An 18,405-nucleotide genomic window follows, 5' to 3' on the forward strand; every position below is an offset into this window, starting at 1 on the left:
CGCCACCGCGCGGAATGCGGCAGCAGACGCCGCCGCCGCGGGTTCAGGTGCCGGCTGGCAGCACCGAGCGGATCAGCCGCGCGGTGGCGGCGGCCTGGTCGATATAGCAGGCATGGCCGGCATCGGGGATCACTGAGAACGGCAGGCCGAAGCGTTCGGCCAGCGTGCCGCAGGCGGGCGGCGTGGTGACGACATCGCGGCTGCCGCAGGCAATCTGCGCAGGCAAGGCGTCGGGGCGCCGCGCCAGGTAGGCGTGAATGTCGTCGCCGCACAGCATCGCCACCGCCTGCCGGTAGCCGTCCGGGTTCAGCCGCTGCATGTTCCAGCGCACCCACGCCTGGGCGCCGGGATCGGCCTCTTCGCTCAGCAGCCGGGCTGGCCCGCGTTGCGCCAGGCCTTCCACGCCCAGGGATTCCAGCGCCTCCAGCCGCTGGCGCGCCACTGCCTGCGCCTGCGCCTCCTTGCCGGGCCCGCCGTAGCCCTGCGCCACGCTTAACAGCAGCAGGCGCGCCGGCAGTTGACGCGCATTGGCGACATAGGCCGCCGCCATCAGCGCGCCCAGCGAATGCCCGACGATCAGCGCCGGCTGCACGCCCAGCGCCTGCAGCAGCCCGTCCAGCCGCTGCGCATAGTCCGACGCCAGCGGGCGAGCCTGCGCCAGCGGCGACGAGTCGCCATAGCCCGGCGCATCCCAGGCGATCACCCGCGCGTGCGCGGCCAGCAGGCTCGCGCAGGGCAGCCACGACGCCGCCCCGGAACTGATGCCGTGCAGCAGCACGACCACCGGGCCCGTGCCGCCGCCGCAGCGGTAGGCCACGCGTTCGCCGCCGGCGCCCACTTGCACCACACGCTGGGCAAACCCGCTGTCCAGGGCTTCCAGCAACTGCCGGTCTGGCTCGGCTGGCTTGCGAGGCTGATTTTGTTCCATATATGAAACCTAAGTTTGAGAATAAAACTTTTGAAGCATAGGCGTGTCGGGGCGCAGTTGGGATGAGGGTTAACGATAGAAAGATTGAAAACCTGCGCGCGGAGCGGGCGTTAGCCGTCGTGGCGCCGCCTCACTAGGGATAACCCTCCTCACATCTTGTGGAAACTCGCAGCTATATTTTGCCTGACGTTTCTTATGTTGTTTGATGTTTCATATATAAAACACAAAAGAGACCGAAACAACATTCGCAGCCGCCATCCGCAGTGGCAGCGGACGACAAGACGACAAAACGGAAAACGGAAGGAAACTGGTAGATGAAACTTGCACGATATGCCGCAGGCCTGGCCGCGGCTTTCCCCCTGCTGGCCTCGGCACAATCCTCGGTCACCCTCTACGGGGTCATCGACACGGGCGTCGAGTATGTGAGCAATGTCGGCGCCAACGGCAGTGGCCTGGTGCGCATGCCCAACCTGACCGCCACCGTGCCCTCGCGCTGGGGCATCCGCGGCACCGAAGACCTGGGCGGCGGCCTGAAGAGCATCTTCGTGCTGGAGTCGGGCTTCTCGCCGGATTCTGGCACCTCCAACCAGGGCGGCCGCCTGTTCGGGCGCCAGGCGCTGGTAGGGCTGACCAACCAGTACGGGCAGCTGTCGTTTGGCCGCCAGTACACGATGCTGTTCTGGGCCATTCTCGACAGCGACATCCTGGGACCCAACGTGTACGGCTCGGGCTCGCTCGACAGCTACCTGCCCAATACGCGCGCCGACAACGCGGTGTCGTACAAGGCCAACTTCAATGGCTTCGTGGTGGGAACCACGTACAGCTTCGGGCGCGACGCGGTCAACGCCGGCCCCAGCCCCTCGGGCACCAACTGCGCCGGCGAGAACGCCGCCGACAAGAAGGCGTGCCGCGAGTGGTCGGCCATGCTTGGCTATGACAGCAAGACCTGGGGCGTCACCGCCGCGTACGACTCGCAGCGCGGCGGCCCGGGCGCCTTCGGCGGCCTGACCAACAGCGGCCTGACCGACGACCGCCTGTCGCTGGGCGGCTACATGCTGTTCAGTCGCGCCAAGATCGGCGCCGGCTGGATCCGCCGCGACAACGAAGGCAGCGCCACGCGGATCAGCGACCTGTACTACGCCGGCGCGTCCTACGACATCACCCCGGCGGTGAACCTGGCGGGCCAGGTCTACTACCTGAACTACCACGGCAGCAGCAACCAGGCCACGCTTTATGCGCTGCGTGCGACGTACAGCTTCAGCAAGCGCACTTCGGTGTACGCCACCGCCGGCTTCATCAACAACGGCGGCCAGCTGGCCATGTCGGTCAGCGGCGGCTCGCCTGGCTCGAACCCGCGTCCGGGAGCGAACCAGTGGGGCTCGATGATCGGCATCAAGCACATTTTCTGAATCTCTCCGCGTCCCCCGGCGGTACCGTCCGGCGCCTGCAACGCGCCGGACGCCGACACAGCCACTGGCCCCCGGCCCGTCCGGGCGCCATGTCTTACAGAGGTCTGAACATCATGAAGTCAGTACGCCGCAAAGTACTCGCCACGCTGGCCGCCGCGACCGCGCTGGCCGCCACCACCGGCGGCACCGCCCTGGCCCAGGGGGCATACCCGAACAAGCCCGTCACCATTGTCGTCGCCTACCCGGCCGGCGGCGACGTCGACGTGCTGGCGCGCCTGTTCGCGGAAAAGCTCGCGCCGCGCCTGAAGCAGTCGGTGGTGGTGGAAAACCGCACCGGCGCAGCCGGCACCATCGGCAGTGCCTACGTGGCGCGCGCCAACCCGGACGGCTACACCCTGCTGCTTGCGCCGAACACCGTCGCCATTGCGCCGCTGGTGCTCAAGGCCGGCACCGGCGCCAGCTATGACGTGCAGCACGACTTCACGCCCGTCAGCCAGATCGGCACGCAGTCGCTGTTCGTGGTCGTCAACAAGGGCACCGGCATCACCAGGGTCAGCGACCTGGTGGCGCGCGCCAAGGCCGGCAAGGTGGAAACCTATGCCACGCCGGGCAATGGCTCGCCGATGCACATCATGGGCGAGCTGTTCAACAAGTCCGCCGGCGTCAAGATCAGCCAGGTGCCCTACCGCGGGCTGGCGCCCGCCATCGTCGACGTGATCGGCGGGCAGGTGCCGGTGACCTACGTCACGTACGGCGCGATCTCGCAGTACGTCAGCAACGGCAGCCTGGTGCCGCTGGCCGTGGCGGACCAGAAGCGCTCGCCGTTCGCACCCAATGTGCCGACGCTGGCCGAGCTGGGCTACAAGGATGTGGAAATCGGTGCCTGGCAGGCCCTGCTCGGGCCCAAGGGCATGCCAGCCGACCTGGTGCGCACGCTCAACGCGCACGTCAATGAAATCCTGAAGATGCCCGACGTGGTGGCGCGCATGGCCGCCATCGCGGTCACGCCTTCAGGCGGCGAGCCGGCGGTGCTGTCCCGGCTGCTTGCAGCCGACACGGCCCGCTACACCAAGGTCGTCAAGGAGTTCGGCATCCAGGCTGACTGAGGCCTCGGCAACGCCAGCCAGAAAAGAAAAACCCGCCACGGCGGGTTTTTCTTTGGTGCGGTCGCCCTCGACCGGCGTCAGTTCACGCGCCGGTTCATCCCTTCCCAGTAGGGCTCGCGCAGCTTGCGGCGCAGCAGCTTGCCCGACGGGTTGCGCGGCAGCGCGTCGACAAACTCGATGCTCTTGGGCACCTTGAAGCCCGCCAGCCGCTGGCGCGTCCAGGCGAGGATGCCAGCCTGGTCCGGCGCCTGCCCCGGCTTGAGCACGACGATGGCCTTGACCGCCTCGCCCCACTTCTCGTCCGGCACGCCGATCACCGCCACGTCTGCCACCTGCGGGTGGCCGTAGATCGCGCTTTCGACCTCGGCCGGATAGACGTTCTCGCCGCCGCTGATGATCATGTCCTTGACGCGGTCGTGGATGTACAGGTAGCCCTCGGCATCCATATAGCCCGCGTCGCCGGTGCGCAGCCAGCCGTCGGCGTCGATGGTGCGCGCGGTCTCCTCGGGCTGCTTCCAGTAGCCGGCCATATTGTGCTGCGAGCGGATCACTATTTCGCCGACCTCGCCGGGCGCGAGCTGGCGTCCCTCGTAGTCCACCACCTTGAGCTCCACGCCCGGCAGCGGCTTGCCCGCGGCGCGCATGCGCGGCACGTCTTCGGTGGTGTGGTCCTCGGGCGGCAGCGCCACGATGGTGCCGGTGGTCTCGGTCATGCCGTACTGCTGCACGAAGCCGCAGCCGAACACCTCGATGCCTTCGCGCAGCAGCGCCGCGGGAATCGGCGCGGCACCGTACAGCAGGTACTTCAGGCGCGAATAATCCACCTGGCGCGCGCGCGGATCGCGCAGCACGATCTGCATCGCGGCTGGCACCATGAACAGCTTGCTGATGCGCTCCTGCTCGATGAAGTCCAGCACCGCGCGCGGATCGAACTCGCGCGCGACCACGCCCCTGGCGCCGGACAGCAGGTTGCGCAAGCCCCAGCCGGAGCCGCCGATATGCGCCACCGGCATGGCTACCAGCGAGACGTCGTCGGCCACCCAGTGCGACCACGGCACGTTCTCGCGTTCGCTGACTTCCGTGCCGATGGTCAGGTTGCGGTGCGTCAGCATCGCCCCCTTGGGCCGGCCGGTGGTGCCGGACGTGTACAGCTGCAGCACCACGTCATGCGCAGCCGGTTCGTGCGCGGGCGGCGTGGCCGGATGCGCGTCGCGCCAGTCGGTGTAGCACGGCCAGTCGCCCTGGTCCGCGCACGGCTCCATCACCACCACCTTGCGCACCAGCGGCAGCGCCGGCAGCAGGTTCCTGACCATCGCCGCCGATTCCGCGCCGACAAAGAGCACCACCGCGTCGCAATGGCCGAGGATGAACTCCACCTCGGGCGGTGCCAGGCGCCAGCTGGCCGGCGCGATCACCGCGCCGGTTTTGGCCGCGCCCAGCAGCAGTTCAAAGTAGTGGTCGCTGTTCTTGCCGATGTAGCCGATGCGCTCGTCCGCGCCGGCGCCTTCGGCCAGCAGCGCCTGCGCCACGCGATTGGTGTTGTATTCGAACCCGGCATAGGTGGTCTGCCGCCCTTCGAACGAATACGCCACCGCCTCGGGCCGCAGCCGCGCGAAGTGGCGCACCGCGTGAGGCAGCGTCGTCAGATAGCTGGAATCCATCCGAGTCTCCGAAAATTTGACGATGGCCGGACCGGCATTGCGCGGGTCCGGCCACGGCGAACGACTTCGCGATGTTCAGCGCGGTGCCATGCGGATGGCGCCGTCCAGGCGCACCGACTCGCCGTTGAAATAGCCGTTGCGGCACATCTCGACGGCCAGCGAGGCAAATTCTTCCGGCTGCCCCAGGCGCTTGGGGAACGGCACCGAGGCGGCCAGCGCGGCCTTGACGTTCTCGGCCGCGCCCTGCAGCAGCGGCGTATTGAAGATGCCCGGCAGGATGGTGTTGACGCGGATGCCTTCGCCCGCCAGGTCGCGCGCGATCGGCAGCGTCATGCCGACCACGCCGGCCTTCGATGCCGAGTACGCGGCCTGGCCCATCTGGCCGTCCTGCGCCGCCACCGACGCGGTGTTGATGATCACGCCGCGCTCGCCGCCGGCGGTGTCCAGCGTCAGCATGCCCGCGGCCGAGCGCGCGATGCAGCGGAAGGTGCCGATCAGGTTGATCTGGATGATGCGCTCGAAGGCATCGGACGGGAAATGCTTGATCTGGTCCGGCGCCTCCTTGGAACGCGAGGCGGTCTTGATGGCGTTGCCCGTGCCGGCGCAGTTGACCAGGATGCGTTCCTGGCCGATGGCGGCGCGCGCCTTGGCAAAGCCGGCCTCGACCTCGGCCTCGGAGGTGACGTTGACCTGGCAGAACACGCCGCCCAGTTCACGCGCGAGCGCCTCGCCCTTTTCCACGTTCAGGTCGAACAGCGCCACGCGCACGCCCTGCGCCGCCAGCGCACGCGCCGTTGCCGCGCCCAGGCCCGAAGCGCCACCCGTCACCACTGCCGATACCGATGCATTGAGTTCCATGCCGTCTTTCCTTTGTCTCTTGTTCCTGGCCGGGCCGGTGCAGCGCGGCCCCGCGGTTTGATGAAGCCGGCAGGCGCAAAAAACGCCTGTACCGGAGTGGGTTCGAGATTCGGGGATCGGCGCTGGCAACGCATCGTCCGAAGCGACGAATGCGCTCAGGGGCGCTCAGCAGGCGGCCAGCGGCGCACTCCGGCACCCCGCGCGACCGATGCGCTACAGTGACGCGATCAATGGCCATTCCGGCGCCACCCGGCGCCGGCAGACGATTACCAGCCATGCGCAAACCCGAATATGACGCCCCCCGCCGGCATGCGGCCCTGGCAGCGGCACTGGCCTTGCTGGCCGGCCTGCTGACGCTGCTGTGCGCCATCCCGGCGCGCGCCGCCCCGGCCGGCTCCCTCGCCGCGCTGTTGACCCAGGCGGAAAAGCCCGCCGCGCCGGCCAGCGCACCAGCCGCCAGCGTGCCGCTGGCGCAGTCGCTGGACCAGGTTATCGCCACGCTGCAGGACGATCGCGCGCGGCGCGCCCTGGTGGGCCAGCTGCAGGCCATGCGCCAGGGGCTGGGCGCTTCCGGGGCGGCGCCCGCCTCCGCCGCTGCGGCCCCCGGCGGCGCCTCCGCGCCCGGCCTGATCGGTGCCGTTGCTGAAGTGCTGGACCAGGTCGATACGCAACTGCGCAAGGACAGCGGTCCGTGGCGGTACTGGGGCTGGCGCATGCGCTTCGCGGGCGAGGAATGGCGCGCCGCGCTCACCCGCAACGGCACGCGCACGGAACTGACCTCGCTGCGTGAATTCGCGCTGGTGCTGGCGGTCTGGGCAGCCAGCGGCGGCGCGTTGTGGGAGATCGGCCATCGCATCCGGCGCCGCCGTGGCATCAAGCCCACGCGTGCCGAACGCGGCAAGCTGCCCGAACTGCCGTCGTGGGTCGACGTCGGCGTCTTCATGCTGCGCCATATCGGGCCCTGGGTGGTCGCGTTCGGGCTGACCTTGCTGATGGCCCGCCAGGACTTCGCCCAATCGCCGGCCAGCGTCGCCGCGGTGCTGGTGGCCTACGCGATCGTGGCAGGCGCGATCGCGGCCGCGGTCTGCCAGGTCATCTTCACGCTGTTCCGCACCGCGCACCGGCAACTGGCGGTGCGGCAACTGCTGGCCCACTCACCATGGCTGCTGTTCTGCACCGGCGCACTGGCGGCGCTGGGAGACGGCGCCACCGACGGCCGCGTGATTGCCGTACTCGGCAACAACCTGTCCGCATTGATCGCCACCCTGGCCAACATTGCCGCGGCCCTGGGGATCGGCGCGTTCGCGCTGTGCTTCCGGCGCCAGATCGGCCAGCTGATCGGCCAGCGGCCGCTGGCCTTCCGCCAGGCGCACCCCGCCCTGACCGACCTGCTGCGGCTGGCCGGCCAGGCCTGGCACCTGCCGGTGCTGGCGGTGGTGGTGGCATCGGTGATCGGCACCGTCCTGGCCACCGGCCATGCCGATATCTTCCTGCGCCGCACGGTGGCATCGGTGGCGCTGTTCGTCGCCGCGCTGCTGCTGACGATGGTGGCGCGGCACTCACCCAAGGCCAACGCGCGCGCGCCGCGCATCCGCGACCGCCGCCGCTCGGCCTACCTGCAGCGCTTCGGGCGCTTTGCGCTGGCGCTGGTGCGCGTGCTGATCTGGGCGGTCTTCCTGGAAATGGTCATGCGCGTCTGGGGCTCCTCGCTGGTGCGGCTGGCCGAGTCGTCGGCCGCCGGCCGCCACCTGACCGAAACCATCTTCAGCGTCATCAGCACCGTGCTGCTCGCCTGGCTGGTCTGGCTGCTGATCGACACGGCCATCACGCAGTCACTGTCGCCGGCGCACGGGCGCGGCGCGCAGCCGAGCCTGCGGGCCAAGACCATCCTGCCGCTGGTGCGCAACGCTTCGTTCATCGGCCTGCTGGTCATCACCGTGATCGCGGTGCTGGCCAATCTGGGCGTCAACGTGACGCCGCTGCTGGCGGGCGCGGGCGTGGTCGGGCTGGCCATCGGCTTCGGCGCGCAAAGCCTGGTGCAGGACCTGATTACCGGGCTGTTCATCGTGATCGAGGATTCCATCGCCATCGGCGATTCGATCGAACTGCCCGACCACGCCGGTGTGGTCGAAGCCATGACCATCCGCACCGTCAAGCTGCGCGACGGCCGCGGCGCGCTGCACACGCTGCCGTACAGCCAGATCAAGGCGGTCAAGAACCTGTCGCGCGGCTACGGCTACGCGGTGTTCAATATCGGCATCACCTACCAGAGCGACCTGGACCGGGCGCTGGAACTGATCCGCACCACCGGGGCCGAACTGTCGCGCGAGCACCGCTACGCGCGCAACCTGATGTCGGGGCTGGACATTCTGGGCCTGGACCGCTTCGACCCGAACGGGCCCGTGGTGATGGCGCAGTTCAAGACCCGCCCGCTCACGCAGGCCGAAATCACGCGCGCGTTCAACGTCCGGCTCAAGCGCAATTTCGACGCCAATGGTATTCGCATGGCATCGCCGAGCCTGACGATCCAGGTGGATGGCGGGGTGGCAAAACTGGAGGGGGTGGAACAGGTAACACCAACCCAGGCACAGCAGTGATCGCACTACCCCTCTCCATGCCACGACTGTCTATGGCACATGTGAAACGTCGCGCACAATTTTCAGCGCTGAAAATCTTGAAGCTTTCCTCCAGCGTATTGCCATCGCACCGCGGCATAAGCCCGCCCGGCCAGGCCTGGCGGGGAGTTACGCCGCACAATCGGTATTTCCCCCCACGACGCGGGGGATAAATCAGACAACATTGTTTGGCATGATTGGGGACGGCAAACGTGATGGAACAATCGCGCTGCTGACAAAATCCGTATCGGCGCATCTACAGAACGCCAGAACGGAACCGATAACACAAAGGGATGTAGCCACTTGCCGTGGCACAGAGCAAAAGGCGTTTGCCACCGGGGGGATCTGAACATGGGCGAACACCCGACCACAGACGAGGACTTCCATCGTCTGGTCGACTCTATCTATGAGTCCGCCATGGACGTCGCGGCAATGCCCGCCGCCCTTGACCTCTTTTCCCGGTACACCTTCACCGGCAGCCCGCGCTACCTGATCTGGGACAAGCTGGCCGGCCATGCCCGCCTTGGCGTGACCCCGCACGGCTGCTTCACCAGCGGCGCCAGCCTGCCCGACTGTCTTCCCGCACCGCTCGACCTCCCACACCCAGGCACTTGCGGTGCCCCCCGCAGTGCGCCCGTGCTGTCCTGCGACGGCGTGGCGGCCGAGCTTGCGGCCGCACACGATGGCCGCAGCGCGGATGCGGCCACGGCCGCGCTGGCCTGCAGCGATCTGGAACAAGGCATCCGCCTGATCGAAAACGCCGAAGTCTGCGTGCTGATGAGCGGCACCAACGCGGGCCATCTCAGCGTGGGCCAGCGCGAGCGGCGCCTTGCCCACGTCATGCCGCACTGGGTGCGCGCCGCACGCATGCAGCAGCGCAACTTTGAACTGAGCGGGCTGGCCAGCCTGGGCCTGGCCGGGCTCGATACCCTGGACTTCGGCGTGATGGTGCTGCAGGCCGACCTGCGCGTGCGCTATGCCAACAGCTGGGCCGAGGCGCTGGTGCAGGCCGACAGCCACCTGTCGCTGCAGGATGGCGTGCTGCGCGCCCACAGCGACACGCTGCAGACGGTGCTGCGCACGCTGCTCGACGGCGCCATGCGGGGCCGCGGCGCCGAGGCCGCGTCCGGCTCGTGGATGCATATCACCTCCGGCGGGCAGCCGGTGCCGATCATCGTCACGCCGCTGGTGTCTCGTCAGCCAGTGGAAGGCCCGTGGCAGCTGCCGGCGGCGATGCTGCTGCTGGGCAATTCGGAATCGCGCTCGGTGCTGGATGCGAGCGTGCTGACCTCGCTGTTCGGGCTGTCGCGCAAGGAGAGCATCATCGCCATCCGCCTGGCCGCCGGCGAAACCCTCAACGAAATTGCCGCGCGCGAGTTCCTGTCGCCCCACACCGTGCGCGTGCATATCCGCGACACGCTGCGCAAGACCGGCACCCATCGCCAGTCCGAGCTGGTGCGGCTGCTGCACCTGCTGCCGGGCGTGAACCTGGAGCGCGCCAGCGTGACCTCCGCGATCCAGCCGCGCGCACGGCGCCCGCGCGTCGCCTGAAGCGGCGGCTCCCGCCTCCGGTCACTTCACCGCTGCCTGCGCAGCCGCCAGGAAGCGCTGCACCTGCCGATCACCGTCATCGGGCCGCGCCGCCAGCGCAATCCCGATGCGCCCCGCCGGCCGCGGGCTCGACAGCGGCAGGAAGCGCACGCGCCGGTTGGCGTAGCGCGCCGCCACGCTCGGCACCAGCGCCACGCCAAGGCCGCTTTCCACCAGGCTGACCTGGGTCTGCACCTGCACCGCCTCCTGCGTGACGCGCGGCACGAAGCCCGCCTGCTGGCACAGCATCATCGCCACCGCATGCAGGTTGGGCACCTGCGCCGCCGGATACAGGATGAAGGGCTCGTCCGCCAGCGCGCGCAGCGGGATGGCGTCCTCGCGCGCCAGCGGGCTGTCGGCCGGCACCGCCGCCACAAAGACATCGTTCTCCAGCGGCGTCAGCGCATAGCCGCCGCTGCTCAGGACCGGGAAGCGCACCAGGCCTGCATCGATCTGGTGCTTTTCCAGGCGGTCCAGGATCGCGGCGGTGGTGGATTCATGCAGGATCAGCTCGATGCCGGGATGCGCCGCGCGAAACGCCGGGATCAGCTTGGGCAGCAGCGCATAGGTGGCCGAACCGATAAATCCGATGCGCAGCGCACCGCGCTCGCCCTGCCCGGCCGCAATCGCCGCGGCCCGTGCCTGCTGCGCATGGAACAGCGCGCGGCGCGCATCGTGCAGCGCCGCCTCGCCCGCCTGCGTCAGCCGCACCCCGCGCGAGGTGCGCACGAACAGCGCCGTGCCGAGCTGGTCCTCCAGCTTGCGGATGGAAATGGAGAGCGGCGGCTGCGCCATGTGCAGGCGTTCGGCGGCGCGGTGGAAGTTGCCCGTCTCGGCCAGGGCGACGAACTGCTGCAGCTGGCGGAAGTCCATGTGTCGCTAATATCCAGTGGATATCGATTTCTAAAAAACTAATATTAGACCAGCAGCGCCCGCTGATCTACCCTGTGCCCACAGTACGGCGCCGGCGGCGCTGACCTGCCCGCTGATTGACGGCTTCATCCTGCAGACGATGTCCAGGGCACCGGGCTGGCCATGCCGGGACTCACGCATCGCAATTTCTCGCTACAGGATTTCACCTTGACTGCATTGCTTTCCACCTTTGGCCTGACCTCCTTGCCGCCGCACGCCGTTGCATTCCGCGGCGAGGTACGGGCCTTTCTCGATGAACACCTGCCGGTGCTGCCACCCGAAACGCGCGCCCGCTCTTGGATGGGATTCGATGCCGGCTTCAGCCGGGCGCTGGCCGCGCGCGGCTGGGTCGGCATCACGCTGCCGGCGCAGTTCGGCGGCGCGGGGCTGGATCCGTTTTCGCGTTTCGTGCTGGTCGAAGAGCTGCTGGCCTGCGGCGCACCGGTGTCGGCGCACTGGATTGCCGACCGCCAGAGCGGCCCGCTGATCCTGCGCTACGGCAACGACGCGCAGAAGGCGCGCTACCTGCCCGCGATCAGCCGCGGCGAGGCGTTCTTCTGCATCGGCATGAGCGAGCCCAACTCCGGCTCGGACCTGGCCAGCGTGGCCACGCGCGCGGTGCGCCAGCCCGACGGCGGCTGGCGCCTGAACGGCCGCAAGATCTGGACCACCAATGCCGACCGCTGCCACTACATGATCGCGCTGGTGCGCACCTCGGGCACGCCGCAGGACCGGCAGGCCGGGCTGTCGCAGTTCATCGTCGACCTGCAAGCGCCCGGCGTCACGGTGCGGCCGATCCATGACCTGGCGGGCGACGCGCACTTCTCGGAAGTCACTTTCGACGACGTGGCGCTGGCCCCGGATGCGCTGGTCGGCCAGGAAGGCAGCGGCTGGGAGCAGGTCAACGCCGAGCTGGCCTTCGAGCGCAGCGGCCCGGAGCGCCTGTATTCCAGCGTGGTGCTGCTCGACACCTGGCTCGACGCCATGCGCCGGCTGCCGCCCGCGCGGCGCGACACGGTGACCGCGGGCCGGCTCGCCGGCCACCTGGCGGTGCTGCGCGCCATGTCGCTGGCGGTCACGTCGCGGCTGGCCGCCGGCGCAAGCCCGGTGGTGGAGGCCGCGCTGGTGAAGGACCTGGGCACCACCTTCGAGCAGTCGATTCCGGCACTGGTGGAAGCCGCGCTCGGCGACGAACCCGCGCTGGCGGCCGATGGGGCCCTGTACCGCACCCTGGCCTACGTCACGCAGATCGCGCCGTCGTACTCGCTGCGCGGCGGCACCCGTGAAATCCTGCGCGGCATGATCGCGCGCGGGCTTGGCCTGCGTTGAACCTGCGCCGACAGCCATCCTGAACGAGATTCCCCATGCATAACGCCTACTCCGACGCCCTCGACGCCCTGCTGTGCGACTGCTGCCCGCCCGCCACCGTGCGTGCGCTGGAACAGCAGGCCGATCCGCAGCCACTGTGGCAAGCACTGCTGGAAAGCGGCTTTGCCGATTGCCTGCTGCCAGAATCCGCCGGCGGCGCCGCGCTGCCGCTGCGCGACCTGGCGCCGGTGCTGTTTGTCACTGGCCGGCATGCCCTGCCACTGCCGCTGGCGCAGACCATTTTTGCGCGCGCACTGCTGCAGACCAACGGCATCGCCCTGCCTGACGGCCCGATTGCGCTTGCCGGCTTTGAAGACGGCGCCAGCGCGGCGCTGGTTGCCGATGCGCGCCATGCGCAGTGGTTCCTGCTGCAGGACGGCGAACGCTGCCTGCTGCTGCCTGCCGCCGAGGCCCGCGCCGAAGCCACTGGTGCGCACAGCGACCTGACCCTGCGCGTGGGGCGCCCCGACGCTTCGGCCGCGGCGACGTTTGCATTGCCCGTGGGCACCCTGCGCACGCAGGGCGCCTGCCTGCACGCGGCGCAACTGGCCGGCGCGCTGTCGCACGTGCTCGACATGACGCTGCAGTACGCCAACGACCGCCAGCAGTTCGGCCGCGCCATCGGCAAGTTCCAGGCGATCCAGCACCAGGTCAGCGAGATGGCCGAGCATGTCGCCGCGGCACGCGTGGCGGCACAGCTGGCCTGCGACAGCGGCACCGGTACACCCGACCGGCTGCGCGCGGCCATCGGCAAGCTGCGCGCCAGCGACGCGGTCACGCCGGTGGCCGCCATCGCCCACGCCGTGCACGGCGCCATCGGGATTACGGAGGAGTACGACCTGCAGCTCTATACGCGCCGGCTGCATGCATGGCGCGTGGCGGACGGGTCGGAGCGCTGGTGGAGCCGCCTGCTGGGCGAGGCGGTGTGCACCAGCCCCGGCCGCAACGCGGTGGAACTGGTGCGCGCCTGGTGCGAGCCCGCGCCCGCCGCCTGAGCGGCGGGGCCTGACCCCGCGCTTGCCGGCTCAGGCGGCCAGGCTGAGGCCGCCGCCGAGCGGGCGGCGGTGGCGCCGTTCAGGCTTGCATTCGTACTTGAGCTCGGTGCGGCCGTCTTCGTAGGCCACCTCGAGCCGCACGGTGAAGCCCCACAGCCGGGTCACGTGCCGGATCACCTCGTCGAAGTTGTGCGCCAGCGGCCGGCGGTCATTCTGCAGGTGGCGCAGCGTCAGCGAGCGGTCGCCACCCACGTCGACATTGGTGACCTGGATATTGGGCTCCATGCTGGACAGGTCGTACTGCGCCGCCATCAGCTGGCGAATGCCGCGGTAGCCCTCGTCGTCATGGATCGCGGTGACGCGCAGCTTGCCTTCGCGGTCGTCGTCGAGCACCGAGAACAGCTTCAGCTCGCGGATCACGCGCGGCGACAGGAACTGCAGCAGGAAGCTCTCGTCCTTGAAGTTGCGCATGGCAAAGTCCAGCGTCTTGTGCCAGTCGGTGCCGGCGAATTCCGGTGCCCAGCGGTAGTCCTCATCGGTCGGGTTTTCGCACATGCGGCGCAGGTCCTGGAACATCAGGAAGCCCACCGTGTAGGGATTCATGCCGCTGTAGTAGGGACTGTGGTACGGCGGCTGGTAGATCACGTTGGTGTGGGCCTGCAGCAGCTCCATCATGAAGGCGTCGTTGACCAGCTTTTCCTCGTACAGCCGGTTGATGATGGTGTAGTGCCAGAACGTGGCCCAGCCTTCATTCATGACCTTGGTCTGGCGCTGCGGATAGAAGTACTGCGCGATCTTGCGCACGATGCGCACGATCTCGCGCTGCCAAGACGCCAGCTTGGGCGCGTTCTTCTCGATGAAGTACAGCAGGTTCTCCTGCGGCTCCGGCGGGAAAACGATATCCGGCTCCGACGTTTCGTCTTCCGACGTCAGCGCGTGCGGCCGGTGCTTGGGCAGCGTGCGCCACAGGTCGTTGACCTGCATCTGCAGATAGTTCTCGCGATCGGCCTGGCGCGCCTTCTCTTCGGTAATGGACAGCTTCTTGGGCCGCTTGTAGCGGTCCACGCCATAGTTCTGCAAGGCGTGGCAGGAGTCCAGCAGCAGCTCCACCTCCCGTTCGCCGTAGCGCTGCTCGCACTCGGCCACGTAATTCTTCGCAAACAGCAGGTAGTCGACGATGGCGTCCGCATTGGTCCAGGTGCGGAACAGGTAGTTGCCCTTGAAGAAGGAGTTGTGGCCGTAGCAGGCGTGCGCGATCGTCAGCGCCTGCATCGGCATGGTGTTCTCCTCCATCAGGTAGGCGATGCAGGGGTTGGAGTTGATGACGATCTCGTAGGCCAGCCCCATGTGTCCGCGCTGGTAGCTGCGCTCGGACGCCAGGAAGTGCTTGCCATAGGACCAGTGGTTGTAGCCGACCGGCAACCCCGCCGACGCATAGGCGTCGAGCATCTGCTCCGCGGTGATGATCTCGATCTGGTTGGGATAGGTATCCAGCCCGAATTCGCCGGCGATGCGGGCGATCTCGCGGTCATACCGTTTGATCAGCTCGAAGGTCCATTCCGAACCCGTGGAGAGATAAGCCATCTTCGCCCCTTTTGCCCGGTCAAGGCGCCAGACCCTACTGGCGCGCACGGCATCGCCGCGCGCGTGGTCCGCATTGCCTCGCCATTTGCCTTCACTGCAGCCTTCCGCAAGGAAGGCCCGGACGGTGCCGCCCTATGCTGCGCGCTTCTGGAACAGGTCGTGCAGCACCGGGTAAATCTCGTCCGCGCCAATGATGCGCTGCATCGCAAAATGATCGAACTGGCCCTTGACCGTCAGGTACTCTTCCCAGAGGTTCTGCGGTTCCTCGGACGCCACTTCCACATAGGCGAAGTACTGCACCAGCGGCAGGATCGACTCGCGCAGCAGGCGTCCGCACAACTCGGAATCACCGGCCCAGTTATCGCCGTCCGAGGCCTGCGCGCAATAGATGTTCCACTGGCTCGGCGGATAGCGGTCCTGAATCACTTCCACCATCAGCTTCAGCGCACTGGACACCACGGTACCACCGGACTCGCGCGAGTGGAAGAAGTCTTCCTCTTCGACCTCCTTGGCCACCGTGTGATGGCGAATGAACACCACGTCGATGCGCTCGTAGTTGCGCTTCAGGAACAGGTACAGCAGCATGAAGAAGCGCTTGGCCAGGTCCTTGCGGCTTTCGTCCATCGAGCCGGACACGTCCATCAGGCAGAACATCACCGCCTGGGCCTGCGGGCGCTTTTTCAGGATGCGGTTGTTGTAGCGCAGGTCTAGCTTCTCGATAAAGGGCACGCGGTCGATGCAGGCACGCAGGTGCCGCATCTTCTCCATCAGTTCCAGCGTGTTTTCGGCATAGGGGCCATCCTTCTCCAGCGCCTCGCTGTAGTCCAGCTCCAGCTCGCGCAGGCGCTTCTGGTAAGGGCTGGACAAGGCGATGCGCCGCCCCAGCGAGCTGCGCATGGTGCGCAGGATCGACAGGTTGGCCGGCGTGCCGTCGATGGAATAGCCCGCGCGCACCTTGCGCACCTCGGCAATCTTGGCGAGGTGGCGCTTGGCCAGGTCCGGCAGCGCCATGTCCTCGAAGAAGAAATTCAGGAAATCCTCGCGCGACAGCGTGAAGACGAAATCGTCCTCGCCTTCGCCGCTGTCGCTGGCCCGCGAACCGCTCCCGCCACCGCCCTGCTGCTGGCGGTCGAAGGAATCGCCCTTGACGAACTTCTTGTTGCCAGGGTGAATCCACTCGCGCCGCCCGCCCGGGCCGTGGTGGAAGATCGGTTCGGAGATGTCCTTGACCGGAATGGACACCTGGCCGCTCTGCTCGATGTCCATGATCTTCCGGCCGGACACCGCCTTTGCCACCGCTTGCCGTATCTGCTCGCGGTAGCGCTTGATGAAACGTTGCTGGTTGACGGCACTCTTGTTGCCGCCGTTTTCGCGCCGATCGATGACCGTAGCCATATGTTGCCCTCGTTGAGAGACCTGTTCCGCGGCGCCGTTACGATGACTTTCTTACGCGCAGATACCACTCCACCAACAGTCTCACTTGCTTGGGCGTGTACCCCTTCTCGACCATGCGGTTGACGAAGTTCTCGTGCTTGTCCTGGTCTTCGCGTGAAGACTTGGCATTGAACGAGATCACCGGCAGCAGGTCCTCCGTGGTGGAGAACATGCGCTTCTCGATCACCATCCGCAGCTTTTCATAGCTGGTCCAGACCGGATTCTTGCCGTTGTTGTTGGCCCGCGCCCGCAGCACGAAGTTGACGATCTCATTGCGGAAGTCCTTCGGGTTGGAGATACCCGCGGGTTTTTCCACTTTCTCGAGCTCGTCGTTCAGCGCATTGCGGTCGAGGATCTCGCCGGTGTTGGGATCGCGGTACTCCTGGTCCTGGATCCACAGGTCGGCAAACACCACATAGCGGTCGAAGATGTTCTGGCCGTACTCGGAGTAAGACTCCAGGTAGGCGGTCTGGATTTCCTTGCCGATGAACTCCACAAACGGCGTGGTCAGGTACTCCTTGATATGGGACAGCAGCTTCGCTTCCTGCTCCGGCGGAAACTGTTCACGCTCGATCTGCTGCTCAAGCACGTAGAGCAGGTGCACCGGGTTGGCCGCGACCTCGGTATTGTCGAAGTTGAAGACCTTGGACAGCACCTTGAACGCAAAGCGCGTCGACAGCCCGTTCATGCCTTCGTCAATGCCGGCGTAGTCGCGGTATTCCTGGTACGACTTCGCTTTCGGGTCCACGTCCTTCAGGCTTTCACCGTCATAGACGCGCATCTTCGAGAAGACGTTGGAGTTCTCGGGCTCCTTGATGCGCGTGAGCACCGCGAACTGCGCCATCATCTTCAGCGTGTTGGGCGCGCATGGCGCGGCCGACAGCGAACTGCTGCGCAGGAGCTTGTCGTAGATCTTCACCTCGTCCGACACGCGCAGGCAGTACGGCACCTTGACGATGTAGATCCGGTCGAGGAAAGCCTCGTTGTTCTTGTCGGCCTTGAAGGTCACCCACTCGGCCTCGTTCGAGTGCGCGAGGATCACGCCATCGAACGGGATCGCGCCAAAGCCTTCGGTGCCCTTGTAGTTGCCTTCCTGCGTCGCGGTCAGCAGCGGGTGCAGCACCTTGATCGGCGCCTTGAACATTTCGACGAACTCGAGCAGGCCGCGGTTGGCCAGGCACAGGCCGCCGGAATACGAGTAGGCGTCAGGATCGTCCTGCGGGAAGTCCTCGAGCTTGCGGATGTCGACCTTGCCCACCAGCGACGAGATGTCCTGGTTGTTCTCGTCGCCCGGTTCGGTCTTGGAGATCGCAATCTGCGACAGCACCGACGGGCGCAGCTTCACCACGCGGAACTTGGTGATGTCGCCGTTGAACTCATGCAGGCGCTTGACCGCCCAGGGCGAGGCGATGGTATTCACGTAGCGCAGGGGAATACCGTAGTCCTCTTCCAGGATCTTGCCGTCTTCTTCCGGCGAGAACAGGCCGAGGGGCGATTCGTGGATTGGCGAACCCTTGAGCGCGTAGATGGGGATCTGCTCCATCAACGCCTTGAGCTTCTCCGCGAGCGAGGACTTGCCGCCGCCGGGAGGCCCGAGCAGATACAGGATCTGCTTGCGCTCTTCCAGTCCCTGCGCCGCGTGCTTGAAGAACGAGACGATCTGCTCGATCGTGTCCTCCATGCCGTAGAAATCGCGGAAGGCCGGATAGATGCGGATGACCTTGTTGAAAAACAGGCGGGACAGCCTGGGGTCGTGGTGGGTGTCCACCAGCTCAGGCTGGCCGATTGCGGCGAGCATGCGTTCGGCAGCGGTCGCGTAGGCAGTCGGATCCTTCTTGCAGATCTCCAGGTATTCCTGGATGCTGAATTCCTCTTCCTTGCGAGCTTCGAACCGCGTAGCGTAATGGCCAAAAATGTCCATACCTCACTCCCGTCAGAGTTCACG

Annotated in this window: 13 protein-coding genes; 6 read left to right on the forward strand and 7 right to left on the reverse strand. The window is 67.0% G+C overall.

The window, feature by feature from the left end:
* Nucleotides 1-43 precede the first annotated feature (43 nt).
* Nucleotides 44-928: an alpha/beta fold hydrolase gene (locus tag ACZ5MJ_RS22135; RefSeq protein ID WP_464225796.1), complete on the reverse strand. Its 885-nt coding sequence runs from the start codon at nucleotides 926-928 to the stop codon at nucleotides 44-46.
* A gap of 314 nt (nucleotides 929-1,242) precedes the next feature.
* Between ACZ5MJ_RS22135 and ACZ5MJ_RS22140 the strand changes: the two genes are divergently transcribed.
* On the forward strand, nucleotides 1,243-2,337 hold the full coding sequence (locus ACZ5MJ_RS22140) for a porin (RefSeq protein ID WP_464225797.1): 1,095 nt from the start codon (nucleotides 1,243-1,245) through the stop codon (nucleotides 2,335-2,337).
* A 113-nt stretch (nucleotides 2,338-2,450) separates the two neighbouring features.
* Entirely contained in the window at nucleotides 2,451-3,443 is a 993-nt protein-coding gene (locus ACZ5MJ_RS22145) for a Bug family tripartite tricarboxylate transporter substrate binding protein (protein WP_464225798.1), read from the forward strand.
* A 77-nt stretch (nucleotides 3,444-3,520) separates the two neighbouring features.
* Here the strand turns inward: ACZ5MJ_RS22145 and ACZ5MJ_RS22150 are convergent, their stop codons facing one another.
* Together ACZ5MJ_RS22150 and ACZ5MJ_RS22155 are read right to left on the reverse strand one after the other, a co-directional pair.
* Entirely contained in the window at nucleotides 3,521-5,104 is a 1,584-nt protein-coding gene (locus tag ACZ5MJ_RS22150; RefSeq protein WP_464225799.1) for a fatty acid--CoA ligase, read from the reverse strand.
* A gap of 75 nt (nucleotides 5,105-5,179) precedes the next feature.
* Complete coding sequence (locus ACZ5MJ_RS22155; RefSeq protein ID WP_018311842.1) at nucleotides 5,180-5,962, reverse strand: SDR family NAD(P)-dependent oxidoreductase; 783 nt, start codon at nucleotides 5,960-5,962, stop codon at nucleotides 5,180-5,182.
* Between the two features lie 275 nt (nucleotides 5,963-6,237).
* Here ACZ5MJ_RS22155 and ACZ5MJ_RS22160 point away from each other — a divergent pair, with 275 nt between their 5' ends.
* Together ACZ5MJ_RS22160 and ACZ5MJ_RS22165 are read left to right on the forward strand one after the other, a co-directional pair.
* Nucleotides 6,238-8,559, forward strand: coding sequence for a mechanosensitive ion channel domain-containing protein (locus ACZ5MJ_RS22160; protein WP_464225800.1), 2,322 nt, complete (start codon nucleotides 6,238-6,240; stop codon nucleotides 8,557-8,559).
* Nucleotides 8,560-8,928: 369 nt separating this feature from the next.
* Entirely contained in the window at nucleotides 8,929-10,128 is a 1,200-nt protein-coding gene (locus tag ACZ5MJ_RS22165; protein WP_464225801.1) for a helix-turn-helix transcriptional regulator, read from the forward strand.
* A 21-nt stretch (nucleotides 10,129-10,149) separates the two neighbouring features.
* Here ACZ5MJ_RS22165 and ACZ5MJ_RS22170 read toward each other — a convergent pair whose 3' ends face one another.
* Complete coding sequence (locus tag ACZ5MJ_RS22170) at nucleotides 10,150-11,040, reverse strand: LysR family transcriptional regulator (protein WP_464225802.1); 891 nt, start codon at nucleotides 11,038-11,040, stop codon at nucleotides 10,150-10,152.
* A gap of 207 nt (nucleotides 11,041-11,247) precedes the next feature.
* Between ACZ5MJ_RS22170 and ACZ5MJ_RS22175 the strand changes: the two genes are divergently transcribed.
* Entirely contained in the window at nucleotides 11,248-12,408 is a 1,161-nt protein-coding gene (locus ACZ5MJ_RS22175; RefSeq protein ID WP_464225803.1) for an acyl-CoA dehydrogenase family protein, read from the forward strand.
* A gap of 35 nt (nucleotides 12,409-12,443) precedes the next feature.
* Nucleotides 12,444-13,442 (forward strand): acyl-CoA dehydrogenase family protein, encoded by a 999-nt coding sequence (locus ACZ5MJ_RS22180; protein ID WP_464225804.1) that lies wholly within the window; start codon nucleotides 12,444-12,446, stop codon nucleotides 13,440-13,442.
* A 30-nt stretch (nucleotides 13,443-13,472) separates the two neighbouring features.
* On the opposite strand, the gene ACZ5MJ_RS22185 is transcribed toward ACZ5MJ_RS22180, so the two are convergent.
* The 3 genes from ACZ5MJ_RS22185 to ACZ5MJ_RS22195 form a co-directional block, all read right to left on the reverse strand.
* The gene (locus ACZ5MJ_RS22185; protein ID WP_464225805.1) at nucleotides 13,473-15,026 is read right to left on the reverse strand and encodes a SpoVR family protein; all 1,554 of its coding nucleotides are present in this window, start codon (nucleotides 15,024-15,026) and stop codon (nucleotides 13,473-13,475) included.
* Nucleotides 15,027-15,158: 132 nt separating this feature from the next.
* Nucleotides 15,159-16,421 carry a YeaH/YhbH family protein gene (locus ACZ5MJ_RS22190; protein WP_464225807.1) on the reverse strand — a complete coding sequence of 421 codons (1,263 nt, stop codon included), beginning with the start codon at nucleotides 16,419-16,421 and terminating at the stop codon, nucleotides 15,159-15,161.
* A 37-nt stretch (nucleotides 16,422-16,458) separates the two neighbouring features.
* Nucleotides 16,459-18,381: a PrkA family serine protein kinase gene (locus ACZ5MJ_RS22195; RefSeq protein ID WP_464225808.1), complete on the reverse strand. Its 1,923-nt coding sequence runs from the start codon at nucleotides 18,379-18,381 to the stop codon at nucleotides 16,459-16,461.
* Nucleotides 18,382-18,405: the final 24 nt, after the last annotated feature.

The sequence above is a fragment of the Cupriavidus sp. LA-1 genome, assembly GCF_055385985.1.